This window comes from Cedecea lapagei (assembly GCF_900635955.1).
GTDB lineage: Bacteria > Pseudomonadota > Gammaproteobacteria > Enterobacterales > Enterobacteriaceae > Cedecea > Cedecea lapagei.
The window spans coordinates 3895347-3912941 of the sequence record NZ_LR134201.1; the positions used below are offsets into that span (position 1 = coordinate 3895347).

Here is a 17595-nt window from a genome sequence, read left to right on the forward strand (position 1 = left end):
CATAAAAAATGCCAGCGGGCATACACCAGCTGGCATCTTCTCATCATCGTCAATCGATGACGTTAGTCGACTTCACGTATATCGACACGCAGCTCGCGAGGCACTTCAAATACGATATTCTCTTCGCGACCGGTCAGCTCCTGAGCTTCGCTACCGCCCAGCTCACGCAGGCGAGTAATGACGTTCTGCACCAGAACGTCCGGCGCAGAGGCGCCAGCGGTGACGCCCACACAGCTCACGTCTTTGAACCATGCTTCCTGAATATCAGAGGCGTCGTCGATAAGCCAGGCCGCTTTCCCCATTCGCTGCGCCAGTTCGGCCAGGCGGTTGGAGTTGGAGGAGTTTTTAGATCCCACAACCAGCACCACATCGGCTTCGCTGGCCAGAGCACGCACCGCTTCCTGACGATTCGTGGTGGCGTAGCAAATGTCGTCTTTACGCGGCCCAATGATTTTCGGGAAGCGCTTGCGCAGAGCGTCAATCACGTCCGAGGTATCGTCCACGGAAAGCGTGGTCTGGGTCATAAACGACAGATTACTTTCGTCTTTAACCTCAAGCGTCCAGACATCCTCCGGCGACTCCACCAGATACATTCCGCCTTTCGGGTTGCTGTACTGGCCCATGGTGCCCTCCACTTCCGGGTGGCCGGCATGGCCAATCAGAATGGACTCTTCACCACGGCGGCTGGCGCGCGCCACCTCCATATGCACCTTAGTCACCAGCGGGCAGGTGGCATCGAAGACCGTCAGCTCGCGGCTTTTGGCTTCGTTACGCACGGACTGGGAAACCCCGTGTGCGGAGAAAATCAGGATTGCGCCGTCCGGCACTTCGCTGATCTGCTCGATGAAAATGGCGCCGCGCGCACGCAGGCTGTCGACCACGTAGCGGTTATGCACAACTTCGTGGCGAACGTAGATCGGCGCGCCGTAAATCTGCAGCGCGTTTTCGACGATGCTGATAGCGCGGTCGACCCCAGCACAAAAGCCTCTGGGATTAGCCAACAGGATCTGCATTCAACGCCTCCAGTACCGGATCAACTTCCAGCACTTCAATATCAAAATGGATAGTTTGCCCGGCCAGCGGATGGTTAAAGTCTACGGTGATCGAGTCACCGTTCACCTCACGCACCACGCCCGGCATTTCACTGCCATCCATTGCGGTAAACAGCATGATCGCGCCGGGTTCCGGCTCGCCGGCATCAACAAACTCACGACGTGAGAAATACTGGATCATGTCAGGGCTTGGAATGCCAAAAGCCGCCTCGGGCGCCAGCGAGAACGCCTTTTTATCTCCGGCCTTCAGGCCAACCAGCTGGTCTTCCAGACCAGGGGACAAAGTCTCATCCCCCAGGCGGAACAGCGCAGGCTTACCGTTAGCGCGGGTTGACTCGGCGGTGGAGCCATCCTCAAGCTTCAGCGTGAAATGCACCAGCACCGCGCTGTTGGTTTGTACGGACTCAGCCATGAATTACCCTTTTTGCTTTGCGGGCTTGTCGGAGGAGACAAAGAAGCCCTCCAGCACAATCAGCGCCGCGCCGATACAGATTGCGGTATCGGCCAGATTGAAGGTGGCAAAGTGCCAGTCGCCGACGTAGAAATCGATCATGTCCACGACAAAACCGTGCCACAGACGATCGAACAAATTGCCGAGGGCACCGCCAATAATCAAAGCATAGGCGATATTATTCAGCTTCTGACGGGCGCTCGCGCGGTACATCATCCACACCAGCGCCACGCAGATACCAATGGCAATACCCGCGAAGAACCAGCGCTGCCAGCCGCCTTTATCAGCCAGGAAGCTAAACGCTGCTCCGTAGTTGCGGGCGTAGTGTAGGTTCAGGGACGGGAACAGTGACACCGTATCCCCCAGCATGAAATGCTGGAGGATCAGGTATTTACTGCCGAGATCCACAATCAGAACGACCACCACCAGCCACAGCCAGCGCAATCCAGTAGAGAAAATGGGTTTCATCAAGCAAACTTACGTTGTTCGCCGTCGCCGGCTACGTTGCTGACACAGCGGCCGCAGATTTCTGCATGCTCCGCTACCTGACCGATATCGGTAGTGAAGTGCCAGCAGCGCGGGCACTTCTCACCGTCGGCTTTACGCAGAGCTACTTTCAGCCCCTTGAGGATGTCGCTCTGCTGAGCGTCTTCACTCGCCTGCGAATAATCGGCAACTGCAGCGCCGGAGGTCAACAGGACAAATCGTAATTCATCGCTCAGGCTATTCAGCTTGGCTGCCAGCTCCGCGTCAGCGTAGAGAGTCACGGCCGCTTCCAGAGAACCCCCAATGCGCTTATCCGCACGAGCCTGCTCGATAACCTTGTTCACTTCACCGCGGACGGTCAGCAGGGTATCCCAGAACTCGTTGTTCATCTCTTCGCTTTCCGCCAGGCCAAACAGCCCTTCGTACCACTCGCCGGTGAAGACATACTTCTCGCGAGAACCCGGCAGATAGCCCCAGATTTCGTCGGCGGTGAAGGACATGATCGGCGCCATCCAGCGCACCAGCGCTTCACAGATGTGGTACAGCGCGGTCTGGCAGCTGCGGCGAGCCACGCTGTCGGCCTTCGCGGTGTACTGGCGGTCTTTGATGATGTCGAGGTAGAACGAGCCCATTTCGACGGAGCAGAAGCGCATCAGGCGCTGCACCACTTCATGGAAGTCGTAGTTTTCATAAGAAGCGAGAATATCCGCCTGCGCTTCTTGCGCACAGCCAACGGCCCAGCGATCCAGCACCACCATCTCTTCCGGTTTCACCATGTCGGTTTCAGGGTTGAAGCCGTTCAGGTTGGCCAGCAGGAAGCGCGCGGTGTTACGGATACGGCGATATGCATCAGCGGAGCGCTTCAGGATTTCGTCAGAAACGGCCATCTCGCCGGTGTAGTCGGTAGACGCCACCCACAGACGCAGAATATCCGCCCCAAGCTTGTTCATCACATCCTGCGGGCTGACGGTGTTGCCGATAGACTTGGACATCTTGCGGCCCTGTCCATCGACGGTGAAGCCGTGGGTCAGTACCTGACGGTAAGGCGCTTTGCCTTTCATCGCCGTAGAGATCATCAGGGAGGACATAAACCAGCCGCGATGCTGATCCGAGCCTTCCAGGTACATATCCGCAGCATGGCCCTGGAACTCAGGGCGCGCGTCCACGACGGAGTAATTGGTTGAACCCGAGTCGAACCAAACGTCCAGGGTATCCGGCACTTTCAGGTAGTTGTCAGCGTCGTCGCCCATGATGTCACGCGGATCGAGATCCCACCACGCCTGGATGCCGTCCTGCTCAACGCGCTTGGCCACTTCTTCCATCAGCTCAAGCGAACGTGGGTGCAGTTCTTCGGTCTCTTTGTGCACAAACAGAGACATCGGCACGCCCCAGGTACGCTGGCGTGAGATGCACCAGTCAGGACGGTTCGCCACCATGGATTCGATGCGCGCCTGGCCCCAGTCCGGGATCCACTGTACGCCCTTGATCTCTTTCAGAGACTGCTCGCGCAGGCCCTTCTGATCCATGCTGATAAACCACTGCGGGGTCGCACGGAAGATGATCGGCGTTTTGTGGCGCCAGCAGTGCGGATAGCTGTGCAGCAGTTTCTCAACGTGCAGCAGAGCGCCTTTATCGCGCAGGATATTCACGATCAGGTCGTTAGCTTTGAACACCTGAACGCCATCAAGGCCTTCATAAGTGCCCGGCAGATAGCTACCGTCCGGACCCACCGGGTTAGCGATTTCCAGGCCATATTTCTGACTGATGGTGTAGTCGTCCGGGCCGTGGCCGCCTGCGGTATGTACCGCACCGGTACCCGCATCCAGCGTAACGTGATCGCCAAGAATGGCAGGAACGTCAAAGCCCATGAACGGGTGCTTAAAGCGCTGCAGCTCAAGTTCAGAGCCCTTCACGGTTCCGAGGATCTGGTAATCGGTCACGCCGGCGCGCTTGAGCACGCTTTCCATCAGGTCTTTCGCCACGATCAGCGCCTGGCCTTCGATCTGCACCAGCACGTAGTCAAACTCAGCGCCCAGAGAAATCGCGCGGTTGGCCGGCAGGGTCCATGGCGTGGTGGTCCAGATCAGCAGAGAGATTGGGCCATTCACGGCTGAAGCCGCAAACTTAGCTTTTACCGCATCAGCATCCACGGCGTTAAACGTCACGTCGATAGACGGAGACGTTTTGTCGTAGTACTCAACTTCCGCTTCCGCCAGCGCAGAACGGCAGTCAACGCACCAGTGAACGGGCTTAGCGCCTTTGTGCAGGTGGCCATTACCGATGATTTTGCTCAGCGCACGGATGATATTGGCTTCGGTTTTGAAGTCCATGGTCAGGTACGGACGAGACCAGTCACCCAGCACGCCCAGGCGGATAAAGTCTTCGCGCTGGCCATCAACCTGCTCGGCGGCATATTTACGGCACGCGGCGCGGAACTCAGCGGCAGAGACCTTTTCGCCAGGTTTGCCGATAAGCTGCTCAACTTTCAGTTCGATTGGCAGGCCGTGGCAGTCCCAGCCCGGCACGTACGGGGAATCGAAGCCGGAAAGCCCTTTAGATTTAACAATAATGTCTTTCAGAATCTTGTTAACTGAGTGACCAATGTGAATGCTACCGTTCGCATAAGGAGGGCCATCATGCAAAATAAAGGATTTTTTGCCCTTTTTCGCATTACGGATGATGCCGTACAGATCGTCATCATTCCAACGCGCCAGCATACCCGGTTCGCGCTTGGCTAAGTCGCCGCGCATCGGGAACCCTGTTTCAGGCAAATTTAGGGTAGATTTAAAGTCACTCATTAGATTCTCGGTTCCGTATTTCGGTTAGCCTTTCAGGCATTTGACTCAAAAAATTCTCGGGCTGATACCACATCTCTGGCGATTTGCGCCTTCAGCTCATCGAGTGAAGCAAATCGCTGCTCATTACGTATCTTTTTACGCAGCACTACTTCTATATGGTGACCATAAAGGTCCATTACAACGTCCAAAAGATGGACTTCAAGCTGCTGACGTATTCCCGCCACCGTAGGGCGAGTGCCAATGTTTGCCACGCCGGCAATCGGCTTTTCACCCAGGCCTGAGACTTCAACCGCATAAACCCCTTTTACCGGAGAAACATGGCGACGCAGCGGCAGATTCGCCGTCGGGAAGCCAATGGTACGGCCCAGCTCATCACCGTGCACGACGCGACCGGAGATCATAAACGGATGCCCCAACAGGCTTTCAGCCTGCGGCAGGTTGTCATCAGCCAGCGCCTGACGCACTGCAGTGCTGCTGATGCGCACGCCATCCGCACAAAACGTTTGGGTACTGGTGATGTCAAAACCGTATTCGCGACCGGCCTTCTGTAATAACAAGAAATCCCCCTGGCGACCAGCGCCAAAACGGAAATCATCGCCCACCGCGAGGAACTTCACCCCGAGGCGGTCAACCAGAAGATCGCTCACAAAGTTTTGCGCACTCAACGCGGCGAAACGGCGGTCGAAGCGCACGCACAGAACATAGTCCACGCCACACTCGGCCAGATAGCGCAGTTTTTCCCGCAGTCGGGTCAGGCGAGCCGGTGCTTTTTCTGGTGCAAACAATTCGAGCGGCTGGGGCTCGAAGATCATGACCATGACCGGGAGGTTGCGCGCACGTCCCTCTTCACACAGGCCCTTTAACAGCGCCTGATGGCCACGATGCACGCCGTCGAAGTTACCAATGGTGAGTACACACCCGTGGTGCTCCCGGCGCAGATTATGTATACCGCGTATCAGCTTCATGGCTGGCTCAAAACAGTGGAAATTGGCGGATTATACCAACTACCGCGATTAAGGTTAACCGGCGATTGCCGCCTTTAACGTAAAGCTTTAATGAATTCATTGTGCTGGGAAGGCCTTTCGGCAAGCGTCGCCTTTGTCTTGACGAATTTTGATGCGAAAGACTGTATTCCCTGGCCTAATGCTGGTAGAATCCGCGCCATCACACGTAAGAGGCGTCGGAAATTTAACGGCGCTTATTTGCACAAATCCATTGACAAAAGAAGGTATAGAGGGCATATTCCTCGGCCTTTGAATTGTCCACATAGATCATATTTGGGAGTTGGACCTTGGCTAATATCAAATCAGCTAAGAAACGTGCCGTACAGTCTGAAAAGGCCCGTAAGCACAACGCAAGCCGTCGCTCTATGATGCGTACTTTCATCAAGAAAGTATACGCAGCGATTGAAACTGGCGATAAAGCTGCTGCACAGAAAGCATTTAACGAAATGCAACCAATCGTGGATCGTCAGGCTGCTAAAGGTCTGATCCACAAAAACAAAGCTGCGCGTCATAAAGCAAACCTGACTGCGCAAATCAACAAACTGGCTTAATCGCTCGTTTGCTGTAGCTTTGATAAAAAAACCGGCTAACGCCGGTTTTTTTATGCCTGCGATTCAGTCAACTTTGAAGAGCGCCGAGTAGTCCTTGCTGCAGATGCGCTGCACCGCAGGGTGCTGGATCATACGCTCTGCGAAGATGGCATGGTACTCCTCCAGCACGTTATCCATTCGACCTATCTCGACAATATCGTCATCGTTGTAGATATCCTGCGCATACAGCGTCGGCGCAACAAAAATAGCATTATGGGTAGCGCCAAAGGCTTTCATCAGCGCGGCATCGTCAAACTCGCCCAGAATCTCAATCTTCAGCCCCTGAATGTTAATCCAGTTGAGCAGCTTGCGCCCAAGCATAGAACGGCGTCCAGGAATAAGAAGTCGCCGTGTTTCAAGGCAGGCAGGGAAAGATTGCTCCGGCGCAGGACCTTTGCACCAGAAGCTGATACCGCACTCGCCAAGCTTCACCGAGAACAGCCCTTCCTGCTGAGTCGAGTCTATCGGGCAGTCTGAGATGATCATATCCAGCTTATGCTGGCTCAGCTGCTCGAGCAGCATTTCATGGGTGGATTCAAAGCAGCGCAGATGAATTTGCTCGTCTCCCACGACCGCGGCATCCAGCACGCCGCTCACCAGCCTTTTGGATAGCGCATCCGCCACGCCAACATCAAACAGAATGCTGGCCTCTTTACGGTAGTTCACGATATCCAGCATTTCCTGGCTCAGGGTAAACATTCTGTCGGCATAGCGGAACACCAGCTGACCCAGCTCTGAAGGGACTAGCCCCCTTCCCTGACGGCGAAACAGCTTCCCCTGCAGGCGCTCTTCGAGCGCTTTAATTTGCCCGGTGATGGTTTGCGGGGTCAGGAACAGCGCCTCAGCAGCGCCGACGACAGACCCCTCTTTGCACACGTGCCAGAAATAATAAAGATGGTTGTAATTGATATGGGACATGCCCTTCACTCCCTGAGAGTTAATCCATTATCGGGTCATCTGCAGATGACCCGGCAGCCAGAATCGTCATAAAGCGACCTTAGGCAACCGTGCTTTTAGCATCGTGAAGCCTACGACAGCGGAAAGTAACGACCCCAGCAAAATCCCCAGCTTCGCCCAGGTAATCAGCTCCGCATCGACGTCACCAAATGCCAGCGAGGCGATAAAAATAGACATCGTAAAGCCGATGCCGCACAGCACGCCTACCGCCATGATATCCCTGAAGCTTGTGCCTTCCGGCAGCGAGGCGAGCTTAAGCTTGAGCGCCAGCCAGCAGAAGAGGCTGATACCCAGTGGTTTACCGATAAACAGGCCGGCGATAATACCCAGCGGGAGCAGCGACGTCAGGCCCTCTACCGTCACTCCGGTTAACGATACGCCGGCATTGGCAAAGGCAAACAGCGGCAGAATGAGGAAAGCCACCCAGGGATGCAGCACATGCTCCAGCTCCCGAGCAGGCGAACGCCCCTTCTGCTCTTTTAGCGGGATAAAGAAGCCAATAATGACTCCCGCAAGCGTTGCATGCACGCCGGATTTCAGTACCGCTATCCACAGTATTACGCCGACCAGGATATAGACGCCAGTACGACGAACGTTAAACAGGTTAAGCAATGCCAGGGCAACAATAGCTGCAGCCGCAACGCCCAGCGACATCATCGAGAGATCGTGGGTATAAAACAGCGCGATGATCACAATCGCCCCGAGGTCATCGATAATCGCCAGCGCCATCAAAAAGACCTTCAACGCCAGCGGAACCCGGTTGCCCAGCAGCGCCAGGATCCCGAGCGCAAACGCAATATCCGTTGCCGCCGGAATCGCCCAGCCTTCGCGCGTGACAGGATCAGCATAGTTGAAAACCAGATAAAGCAGAGCCGGCACGACCATACCACCCAGGGCGGCAATCACGGGGAATGAAGCCTGACGGCGATCGGCTAACGAGCCAACGACCATCTCACGCTTCACTTCCAGGCCTATCATCAGGAAGAAAATCGCCATCAGGGCGTCGTTCACCCACAGCAGCAGGTTTTTACTGATATCCAGCGGCCCGATTCTCACCTCAACGGGTGTGGCGAGAAATGCCTCATAGCCGGCGCTGGTTGATTCCAGGTTCGCCAGCAGCATTGCCAGCGCGGCGGCAACAATCAAAAAAATACCGCCTGCGGCATCATTCTGAAAAAAACGTTGCAGATTTTTAGTCATTATTTCACCCAATTCTTTAAGCAGCCTGGTCACCCTGAACACGATTAGGGTAGCCAGCATAGCGACAATAACAGATCGATAAAAACAGCTTATATGGCAGATAAAGATCGTAAAAACCGACCCATTGTAACAGGCATAAAAAAACCTGAACCGAATGAAGCAGTTCAGGTTTTTTGAAGTATTGCGGCCGGAAGAAGTTAGCGGGTCAAATCATCAAAGAATTTCTTCACGCCGTCGAAGAAGCTCTTCGAACGCGGGCTATTGTTCGCCCCCGTTGGGCCGCCAAAGCTCTCTTCCAAATCACGCAGCAGTTTCTTCTGCTTTTCGTTCAGGCTAACCGGAGTTTCAACAACGACGCGGCACAGCAGATCGCCCTGCGCGCCACCGCGTACGGATTTCACACCTTTACCGCGCATGCGGAACAGCTTGCCGGTTTGCGTTTCGCTCGGTACCTTCAGCTTAACGCGGCCGTCGAGGGTCGGCACTTCAATTTCCCCGCCCAGCGCAGCCATCGCAAAGTTGATCGGCACTTCGCAGTACAGGTTATTGCCTTCACGCTCGAAGATTGGGTGCTGTTTCACCTGAACCTGAACGTACAGATCGCCTGAAGGTGCGCCGTGCTCGCCCGCTTCGCCTTCACCAGAAAGGCGGATACGATCGCCGGTATCCACACCTGCCGGAATTTTTACCGACAGCGTTTTGGTTTTCTCTACGCGGCCATGGCCGTGACAGTTGGTGCACGGATCTTTAATGATGGTACCGCGGCCCTGGCAGTGCGGGCAGCTTTGCTGCACGGTGAAGAAGCCCTGACGCATCTGCACCTGGCCCTGCCCATGACAGGTTGGACAGGTCTGCGGAGAAGAACCTTTTTTCGCGCCGCTGCCGTGGCAAACTTCACACTCTTCCAGCGTCGGGATACGGATCTCTTTGGTGACGCCACGAACCGCTTCTTCAAGCGTTAAGTCCATGTTGTAGCGCAGATCTGCGCCACGGGAGGCGCGTTGACGGCGTCCGCCACCAAAAATGTCGCCAAATACGTCGCCAAAGATATCGCTGAAGTCCGCACCGCCGCCGCCAAAGCCGCCACCGCCGCCCATACCGCCCTGCTCAAACGCAGCGTGGCCGTACTGATCGTAGGCGGCGCGTTTTTGATCGTCGGTCAGGATCTCGTAGGCTTCTTTGATCTCTTTGAACTTAGCTTCGGCCTCTTTATCGCCCTGGTTACGGTCCGGATGGAACTTCATCGCCAGGCGCTTGTAAGCCTTTTTGATTTCACGCTCTTCCGCTGACTTCGGAACGCCTAAAACCTCGTAATAGTCTCTCTTCGCCATCTCTTTTTTCTGCCCTTAACATACGAGCACGGGCGTGGAGTAAACTCCGCGCCCGTGCCGGTTAATTACCCTGCATCAGGGCGATTATTTTTTATCTTTAACTTCTTCGAACTCGGCATCAACAACATCGTCGTCTTTGCCGGCGTTGGCGTGGCCTGCGTCTGCGGCGTTGCCAGCTTGCTGCTCAGCGTGCTGCTGCTGAGCCAGCTCCATCAGCTTCTGGGAAACCTGAGCCAGAGCCTGCATTTTGGCTTCGATATCCGCTTTGTCTTCGCCTTTCAGAGACGCTTCCAGCGCGGTCAGCGCAGACTCGATGGCAGTTTTGTCGTCAGCCGGCAGTTTATCGCCTGCTTCTTCAACCTGCTTACGGGTGCTGTGCAGCAAGTGGTCACCCTGGTTACGAGTCTGAACCAGCTCTTCGAACTTACGGTCAGCTTCGGCGTTAGCTTCTGCATCACGGACCATTTTCTGGATTTCGTCTTCGTTCAGACCGGAAGATGCCTTGATGGTGATCTTCTGCTCTTTACCGCTGTTCTTGTCTTTCGCGGAAACGTGCAGGATACCGTCAGCATCGATGTCGAAGGTGACTTCGATCTGCGGCATACCGCGCGGCGCCGGGCTGATGCCGTCCAGGTTGAACTGACCCAGTGATTTGTTATCGGAGGCGCGTTTACGCTCACCCTGAATCACGTGGATGGTTACCGCAGACTGGTTGTCTTCCGCGGTAGAGAACACCTGGCTGTGCTTGGTTGGGATAGTGGTGTTCTTGCTAATCAGCGAAGTCATCACACCGCCCATCGTTTCGATACCCAGAGACAGCGGGGTAACGTCCAGCAGCAGCACGTCCTTCACGTCACCGGTCAGCACGCCGCCCTGAACCGCTGCGCCGATAGCGACAGCTTCGTCCGGGTTAACGTCTTTACGCGGCTCTTTACCGAAGAACTCGGCCACTTTTTTCTGCACCATTGGCATACGAGTCTGACCGCCGACCAGGATAACGTCCTGGATATCGGAAACGGACAGGCCAGCATCCTGCAGCGCAACTTTCAGCGGCTCGATAGAGCGGTTTACCAGGTCTTCAACCAGGGATTCCAGCTTCGCACGAGTCACTTTGATGTTCATGTGTTTTGGACCGGTCGCGTCTGCAGTGATGTACGGCAGGTTAACGTCGGTCTGCTGCGCGGAAGAAAGCTCGATTTTCGCTTTTTCTGCCGCTTCTTTCAGGCGCTGCATGGCCAGCGGATCGTTACGCAGGTCAATGCCCTGATCTTTCTTAAACTCGTCAACGAGGTAGTTGATCATACGGCTGTCGAAGTCTTCACCGCCCAGGTGAGTATCACCGTTGGTTGCCAGTACTTCGAAGGTTTTTTCGCCGTCAACTTCGTCGATTTCGATAATAGAGATATCGAAGGTACCACCACCCAGGTCGTAAACCGCGATAGTACGGTTGCCAACTTCTTTATCCAGACCGTAGGCCAGCGCGGCTGCGGTTGGTTCGTTGATGATACGTTTTACTTCCAGACCCGCGATACGGCCGGCGTCTTTGGTTGCCTGACGCTGAGCATCGTTGAAGTATGCAGGTACGGTGATAACAGCTTCGGTTACCGGCTCGCCCAGGTAATCTTCAGCGGTTTTCTTCATTTTCTTCAGCACCTCAGCAGAGATCTGCGGCGGTGCCATTTTCTGACCTTTTACGTCAATCCATGCGTCGCCGTTGTCAGCGCCGATGATTTTGTACGGCATGATGGCTTCATCACGCTGTACTTCTTCGTCCTGGAAGCGACGGCCAATCAGGCGTTTGATCGCAAACAGAGTGTTTTGCGGGTTAGTCACTGCCTGACGTTTAGCCGGCTGACCTACCAGGATTTCGCCGTCCTGCGTGTAAGCAATGATAGAAGGCGTGGTGCGGTCGCCCTCGGCGTTCTCCAGCACACGAGCAGTAGTCCCATCCATAATCGCGACACAAGAGTTAGTTGTCCCCAGGTCGATACCAATAATTTTACCCATCTAAACGTCTCCACTAAAAATTCGTCATCATGTGGTTGTGAACCTGTTATGCGGGCAAAAGCATCTGTTTCAACTGCCCGAAGCGTTTTTTTTCAGGTCCGCCAACTGCGGTTGCATACAAGATGGGGTCGCAACGCCTGCCATCAAGGGGCAGATGAAAAAAAATTTTCCGCTTTCTCCCTGCTCAGATCATAGACGGCGACGTGCGGCCTGATTATTATGCCGCGCCCGCAGCCGAGTAACGGCGGCGCGGTATAAATAATCACTACATTTCAGATGAATTTTTCAGAGGAACTATGGGCAACACTAAGTTGGCTAATCCAGCTCCCCTGGGCTTAATGGGCTTCGGCATGACCACCATTTTGCTCAACCTGCATAACGCAGGTATTTTTGGTTTTGACGTTATTATCCTCGCGATGGGGATTTTCTACGGCGGGATCGCGCAAATCTTCGCGGGTCTGCTGGAGTTTAAAAAAGGGAACACTTTCGGTTTAACCGCCTTCACCTCCTACGGCTCTTTCTGGCTGACGCTGGTGGCGATTCTGCTGCTGCCTAAGATGGGCCTGAGCGAGGCGACCAACGGTCACTTCCTCGGCGCGTACCTGGGCCTGTGGGGCGTATTCACCCTGTTTATGTTCTTCGGCACCCTGAAAGCACCGCGCATGCTGCAGTTCGTCTTTGCCAGCCTGACCGTGCTGTTTGCCCTGCTGGCGATTGGCCACCTGGCGGATAACGAGGGCATCGTGAAAGTCGCGGGTTGGATTGGCCTGGTGTGTGGCGCAAGCGCTATCTACCTGGCGATGGGTGAAGTGCTGAACGAGCAGTTTGGCCGCACCGTGCTGCCAATCGGCGAAAAAAAATAATCCTCCCTTAGCGGAAAGCAAAAACGCGGAGCCTGGCTCCGCGTTTTTTTATTCAGGACTGCGTAAGCGCCTCTTTTTCCGTCTTATCCTGATGATGGATATCTTTTCTTAACCAGATCCCCATCACTAACCCCACGATAGCTAACGCCAGAACGTACCAGGCCGGCGCCATGGGTGAAACCCCCATAAGCATGGTGACCGCAATGGGCGTCAGGCCGCCGAAAATGGCGTACGACAGATTGTAAGAGAAAGAGATGCCGGTAAAGCGTACCTGAGCCGGAAAAGCACGCACCATCACAAACGGCACCGCGCCAACCACGCCAACGCTCAGGCCGACCAGGCCATACAGCAGGAAGAGATGCTCAGGATGAGTCCCGCTCAGGTGATAAAACATCCAGCTGCATACGGCCAGCAGGAAGCTGCCTGTGGTGAAGGTTTTCCCCGCGCCAAAACGGTCGGCCGCAAGCCCTGCCAGCAGACAGCCAACGCACAGCATAATAGTCGCGATACTGTTTGCCTGCAGCGTCAGCGCCGGGGCTATACCGTGCTGTTTTTGCAGCCAGATGGGGGACATCAAAATCACCACCACGATGCAGGCGGAGAGCAGCCAGGTCAGCAGCATGGAAACCACCACCGCTTTTTTATGGCCAACCACTACCGATTTGAGCGGCAACTCCTCAGCGAGGGCTTTGCGCTGCTGCATTTCGAGGAAGACGGGCGTTTCACGCAGCCAGCGGCGCAGATACATTGCTACCAGGCCGAAAATCCCGCCCAGGAAGAAGGGAATGCGCCAGCCGCCGTCGTGAATAGCCTGCTGGGTCATCGACGTATTGATGATGGTAGCCACCACAGAGCCAAGCAGAATGCCGACGGTCAGCCCCATCGTTAAAATGCCGCAGGCAAGACCAATTCGCTTCTCCGGAACATGCTCTGAGACGAAAACCCAGGCGCCGGGCACTTCACCCCCGATCGCCGCGCCCTGCAGAATACGCATTAACAGCAGCAGCAGCGGAGCCGCGATACCTAACGAGGCATAGGTCGGTAAAAGGCCTATCGCCAGCGTCGGCACGGCCATGAGCAAGATGCTAAGAGTAAACATCTTTTTGCGCCCCACCAGATCGCCAAAATGCGCCATCACGACGCCGCCCAAAGGGCGCACGAGATAACCCGCGGCAAAGATAGCGAAGGTTTGTACCTGGCGAAGCCACTCGGGGATATCAGCCGGGAAGAAAAGCTCTCCCAGCACGGCGGCAAAGAAGACGAAAATGATGAAGTCGTAGAATTCGAGAGCACCGCCGAGGGCGGCAAGCGTCAGGGTTTTATAATCCTGGCGATTAAGAGGTCTGGCGTGCTGTTTTGACATAGGAAACCGCTTGTAAAGAGGAGTGTTAATTATTTTTTACGTCATAGTGTAAAGCCAGAGTTACTATAACGGTTAACGATTAACACTCCATAAAAATTGGATGTTATGTCAAGAAAGCCAATTATTCAGGGTTTTGTTTCGCGGCGAGCGCTTTTAGGGCGAAAAGATGCTACGACCTGGCTGTCGGTTTCGATATAAGGCCCCTCCAGCAGCTGTATACAATACGGTACGCTTGCAAAAATGCCCGGCACGACCACCTTCCCGCTTTCGTCCTTCACGCCCTCCAGCGTCTCCTGGATTGATTTCGGCTGCCCCGGCAGGTTAAGGATCAGCGCCTGTTTACGGATAACCCCGACCTGACGCGAAAGGATCGCCGTCGGCACAAAATGCAGGCTAATCTGACGCATCTGCTCGCCAAATCCAGGCATCACGCGGTCAGCAACCGCCAGCGTAGCGTCCGGCGTGACATCGCGACGTGCGGGGCCGGTGCCGCCTGTCGTCAGTACCAGATGGCAGCCCATCTCATCCACCAGCTCGCAAAGCGTTTGCTCGATGACGGGCTGTTCATCAGGGATCAGGCGAGTTTGTATCTCAAAGGGCGTGGTCAGGGTTTGCTCCAGCCACTCCTGCAGCGCAGGGATGCCCTTGTCCTGGTAGACGCCGCTGGAGGCGCGATCAGAAATGGACACTAGTCCAATGCGTAAGGTATTCATATCGTTTCCGGAAATCAGCAAGCCTGGGCGGAATGATACACGGGGAAAGAGAATGCAGACAGGGGAAGCGGTGAAAAGCGTGACCGACGGAGGTCGGCCACGGGAATGATTACAGCAGGTCGCCGATCATTTTTTCCAGTTTTTCCTGGTCGATAGCAAACTTACGGATACCGTCCGCCAGTTTGTCTACGGCCATTGGATCCTGGTTGTGCTGCCACAGGAACTGGGACTCGGTGATGCGCTCAGGACGCGCCTTCACTTCACCGGTGTAGCTCAGCTTACGCTCGATGGCACCTTCGCTTTCCGCCAGCTCTTTCAGCAGAGCAGGGGCGATGGTCAGGCGGTCACAGCCGGCCAGCTCGATGATTTCACCCACGTTACGGAAGCTTGCGCCCATCACCACGGTTTCATAACCGTGCTGCTTGTAGTACTGGTAGATTTCGGTCACGGAAACCACGCCCGGATCTTCCTGCGGGGCATACTCTTTCTTGTCGGTGTTAGCTTTGTACCAGTCGAGGATACGGCCAACAAACGGAGAAATCAGGAAGACGCCAGCTTCCGCACAGGCGCGGGCCTGAGCGAAGGAGAACAGCAGGGTCAGGTTACAGTTGATGCCCTCTTTTTCCAGCTGCTCTGCAGCGCGGATGCCCTGCCAGGTAGAAGCCAGTTTAATCAGAATGCGATCGTTGCTGATGCCCGCGTCGTTGTAGAGCTTGATCAGGTGTTTTGCTTTAGCGATGCTGGCTTCGGTGTCATAAGAGAGGCGAGCATCCACTTCGGTAGAAATACGGCCAGGGATCAGCTTCAGAATTTCCAGGCCGATGTTAACAGCCAGCTTATCGGAAGCATCAACCACCTGCTGAGCGCGGTCGCTGCTCTGGCTACGAGCCCAGGTAATCGCTTCGTCAATCAGTTTGCGATACTCAGGGATCTGCGCGGCGTTAAGGATCAGAGAAGGGTTGGTAGTAGCGTCTTGCGGCTGGTACAGCTTCATTGCCGCGATATCTCCGGTGTCAGCAACCACGGTGGTCAGTTGACGCAAAGAAGTCAATTTATCCGTCATAATGAGTGTTTCTCTTCAGGTGTAGCTTGTTAGGGAGATGTAACCGGTCTGTCTTGATGATATCACGCCGCCCATCAGGTGCAACCGCGACAAGTGCTGTCCGTCCAGAGAACCAGATATGATAAACTCGGCCGCCCATTTATCTGTAACGTAATGGATTGTATGGCTCGGGACCGTCAACCTCGCCGCCATCACGCATTAACAAGAGGGACGTTAATGACAGATTTTATCTATTTTATCAATGAAGTGCTCTGGGGCTCGGTGCTGCTCTGGCTGCTCATCGGCGCGGGGATCTGGTTCACCTACCGCAGCGGCTTTGTTCAGTTCCGCTACTTTACCCGGCTGCGTATCTTCCTCCGTAACAGCGACTCGCCGGATCCTTCCGGAATATCCTCACTGCAGGCGCTCTGCACCAGCCTGGCCGCTCGCGTTGGCAGCGGGAATCTTGCCGGCATCGCGCTTGCCATCTCCGCAGGTGGCCCGGGGTCGGTGTTCTGGATGTGGGTGGCCGCGGTGCTCAGCATGGCGACAGCCTTTGCCGAATGTTCGCTCGCCCAGCTTTACAAGAGCCGGGACAAAGAGGGAAATTATCGCGGCGGCCCGGCCTGGTATATGGAGCGCGGGCTTGGCATGCGCTGGATGGGCGTGCTGTTTTCCCTCTTTTTGATCGTTGCCTTCGGCATGGTATTTAACGCCGTACAGGCTAATTCCATCGCCGTGGCAACCCACTATGCCTTTGACGTGCCGAAAATCTGGGTTGGCGTTTTCCTGGTCGCCCTCACCGCGCTGGTTATCTGGCGCGGAATGCGAACCATCGCCCGCCTTTCGCAATGGCTGGTGCCGCTGATGGCGCTGCTTTGGGTGTTTATGAGCCTGTATGTTGTTGCCCTGCACATTGAACGCTTCCCGGAAGTGGTCAGGCTGATTTTTAGCCAGGCTTTTGGCTGGCATGAAGCCGCTTCGGGTGCGCTGGGCTATACCGTCAGCCAGGCCATCACCAACGGTTTTCAGCGCGGGATGTTTTCCAACGAAGCGGGAATGGGCTCCACGCCGAATGCCGCCGCCGCGGCGGCGGCATGGCCTCCTCATCCGGCAACCCAGGGCGTGGTACAAATGTTTGGCGTGCTTATCGACACGGCTATCATCTGCACCGCGACCGCCGCCATTGTGCTGATGTCCGGCATGATTGACGGAATTGAAACTTCACGCAGCGGCATCATCCTTGTCCAGCAGGCGCTTAGCTCGTCGGTAGGCAGCTGGGGCAGCGGTTTTATCGTGATTATCGTCTTCCTGTTCGCCTTCACCTCCATCATGGCGAACTACACCTACGCCGAGAACAATCTGCTGTTCCTCAACCAGGAGAGCCGGGCGCTAAAATTTTTACTGCGCTTTATGGTGCTGACAATGGTGATGTTTGGCACGCAGGCCGCCCTGCCGCTGGTCTGGCAGCTGGCAGACTTAGCGATGGCGATCATGGCAATTACCAATATCACGGCGATCCTGCTGCTCTCTCCGGTGGTCAAAACGATCGCGGCGGATTATTTGCGCCAGCAAAAGCTCGGGATCTCCCCGATTTTCAATCCAAACCGCTTCCCGGATATCAAGAGCCAGCTTGCGCCCGGCGTCTGGGACAGGAATGTTGAAAAAAAACCTGGCTAATTGCAGCCATAGGCCGCGACGTTGGGGAAATTTGCTAAAGTAAGCGCCAAACTATGCG

At 55.3% G+C, this 17595-nt stretch carries 15 protein-coding genes; 3 read left to right on the forward strand and 12 right to left on the reverse strand.

Annotated elements, in window-relative coordinates; all coding sequences use genetic code 11:
• Positions 1-62 precede the first annotated feature (62 nt).
• From ispH to ribF, 5 genes are read right to left on the reverse strand one after another with little or no spacing between them, the layout of a single operon-like run.
• Positions 63-1013, reverse strand: coding sequence for a 4-hydroxy-3-methylbut-2-enyl diphosphate reductase (gene ispH / locus EL098_RS18925; protein WP_126357597.1), 951 nt, complete (start codon positions 1011-1013; stop codon positions 63-65).
• Positions 994-1464 carry an FKBP-type peptidyl-prolyl cis-trans isomerase gene (fkpB, locus tag EL098_RS18930; protein WP_126357598.1) on the reverse strand — a complete coding sequence of 157 codons (471 nt, stop codon included), beginning with the start codon at positions 1462-1464 and terminating at the stop codon, positions 994-996. Before fkpB ends, ispH begins: the two co-directional genes overlap by 20 nt.
• Before the next feature lie 3 nt (positions 1465-1467).
• A complete protein-coding gene (gene lspA / locus EL098_RS18935; protein ID WP_126357599.1) occupies positions 1468-1974 on the reverse strand; it encodes a signal peptidase II in 507 nt (168 codons plus the stop codon).
• Entirely contained in the window at positions 1971-4787 is a 2817-nt protein-coding gene (ileS, locus tag EL098_RS18940; RefSeq protein WP_126357600.1) for an isoleucine--tRNA ligase, read from the reverse strand. The genes lspA and ileS overlap by 4 nt, the downstream gene beginning before the upstream one ends.
• 32 nt (positions 4788-4819) lie before the next feature.
• Positions 4820-5752: a bifunctional riboflavin kinase/FAD synthetase gene (ribF, locus tag EL098_RS18945; protein WP_126357601.1), complete on the reverse strand. Its 933-nt coding sequence runs from the start codon at positions 5750-5752 to the stop codon at positions 4820-4822.
• A 326-nt stretch (positions 5753-6078) separates the two neighbouring features.
• On the opposite strand from ribF, the gene rpsT reads away from it, so the two are divergent.
• The gene (gene rpsT / locus EL098_RS18960; protein ID WP_008461694.1) at positions 6079-6342 is read left to right on the forward strand and encodes a 30S ribosomal protein S20; all 264 of its coding nucleotides are present in this window, start codon (positions 6079-6081) and stop codon (positions 6340-6342) included.
• A 63-nt stretch (positions 6343-6405) separates the two neighbouring features.
• Here rpsT and nhaR read toward each other — a convergent pair whose 3' ends face one another.
• The 4 genes from nhaR to dnaK all read right to left on the reverse strand — a co-directional run bounded on the left by nhaR (position 6406) and on the right by dnaK (position 11876).
• Positions 6406-7299, reverse strand: a complete 894-nt coding sequence (gene nhaR / locus EL098_RS18965; RefSeq protein WP_126357603.1) for a transcriptional activator NhaR — start codon at positions 7297-7299, stop codon at positions 6406-6408.
• 66 nt (positions 7300-7365) lie between these two features.
• Positions 7366-8538, reverse strand: a complete 1173-nt coding sequence (gene nhaA, locus EL098_RS18970) for a Na+/H+ antiporter NhaA (RefSeq protein WP_126357604.1) — start codon at positions 8536-8538, stop codon at positions 7366-7368.
• Between the two features lie 197 nt (positions 8539-8735).
• A complete protein-coding gene (gene dnaJ, locus EL098_RS18975; RefSeq protein WP_126357605.1) occupies positions 8736-9869 on the reverse strand; it encodes a molecular chaperone DnaJ in 1134 nt (377 codons plus the stop codon).
• 84 nt (positions 9870-9953) lie between these two features.
• Entirely contained in the window at positions 9954-11876 is a 1923-nt protein-coding gene (gene dnaK / locus EL098_RS18980) for a molecular chaperone DnaK (RefSeq protein ID WP_126357606.1), read from the reverse strand.
• A gap of 296 nt (positions 11877-12172) precedes the next feature.
• Here dnaK and satP point away from each other — a divergent pair, with 296 nt between their 5' ends.
• Positions 12173-12739: an acetate uptake transporter gene (gene satP / locus EL098_RS18990; RefSeq protein ID WP_126357607.1), complete on the forward strand. Its 567-nt coding sequence runs from the start codon at positions 12173-12175 to the stop codon at positions 12737-12739.
• Positions 12740-12791: 52 nt separating this feature from the next.
• On the opposite strand, the gene EL098_RS18995 is transcribed toward satP, so the two are convergent.
• The 3 genes from EL098_RS18995 to tal all read right to left on the reverse strand — a co-directional run bounded on the left by EL098_RS18995 (position 12792) and on the right by tal (position 15878).
• Entirely contained in the window at positions 12792-14102 is a 1311-nt protein-coding gene (locus tag EL098_RS18995) for an MFS transporter (protein WP_126357608.1), read from the reverse strand.
• A gap of 125 nt (positions 14103-14227) precedes the next feature.
• Positions 14228-14815 (reverse strand): molybdopterin adenylyltransferase, encoded by a 588-nt coding sequence (gene mog, locus EL098_RS19000; protein WP_126357609.1) that lies wholly within the window; start codon positions 14813-14815, stop codon positions 14228-14230.
• A gap of 109 nt (positions 14816-14924) precedes the next feature.
• Positions 14925-15878 (reverse strand): transaldolase, encoded by a 954-nt coding sequence (gene tal / locus EL098_RS19005; protein WP_126357610.1) that lies wholly within the window; start codon positions 15876-15878, stop codon positions 14925-14927.
• Positions 15879-16094: 216 nt separating this feature from the next.
• Between tal and EL098_RS19010 the strand changes: the two genes are divergently transcribed.
• A complete protein-coding gene (locus tag EL098_RS19010; RefSeq protein WP_126357611.1) occupies positions 16095-17537 on the forward strand; it encodes an alanine/glycine:cation symporter family protein in 1443 nt (480 codons plus the stop codon).
• The last annotated feature ends 58 nt before the right edge of the window (positions 17538-17595 follow it).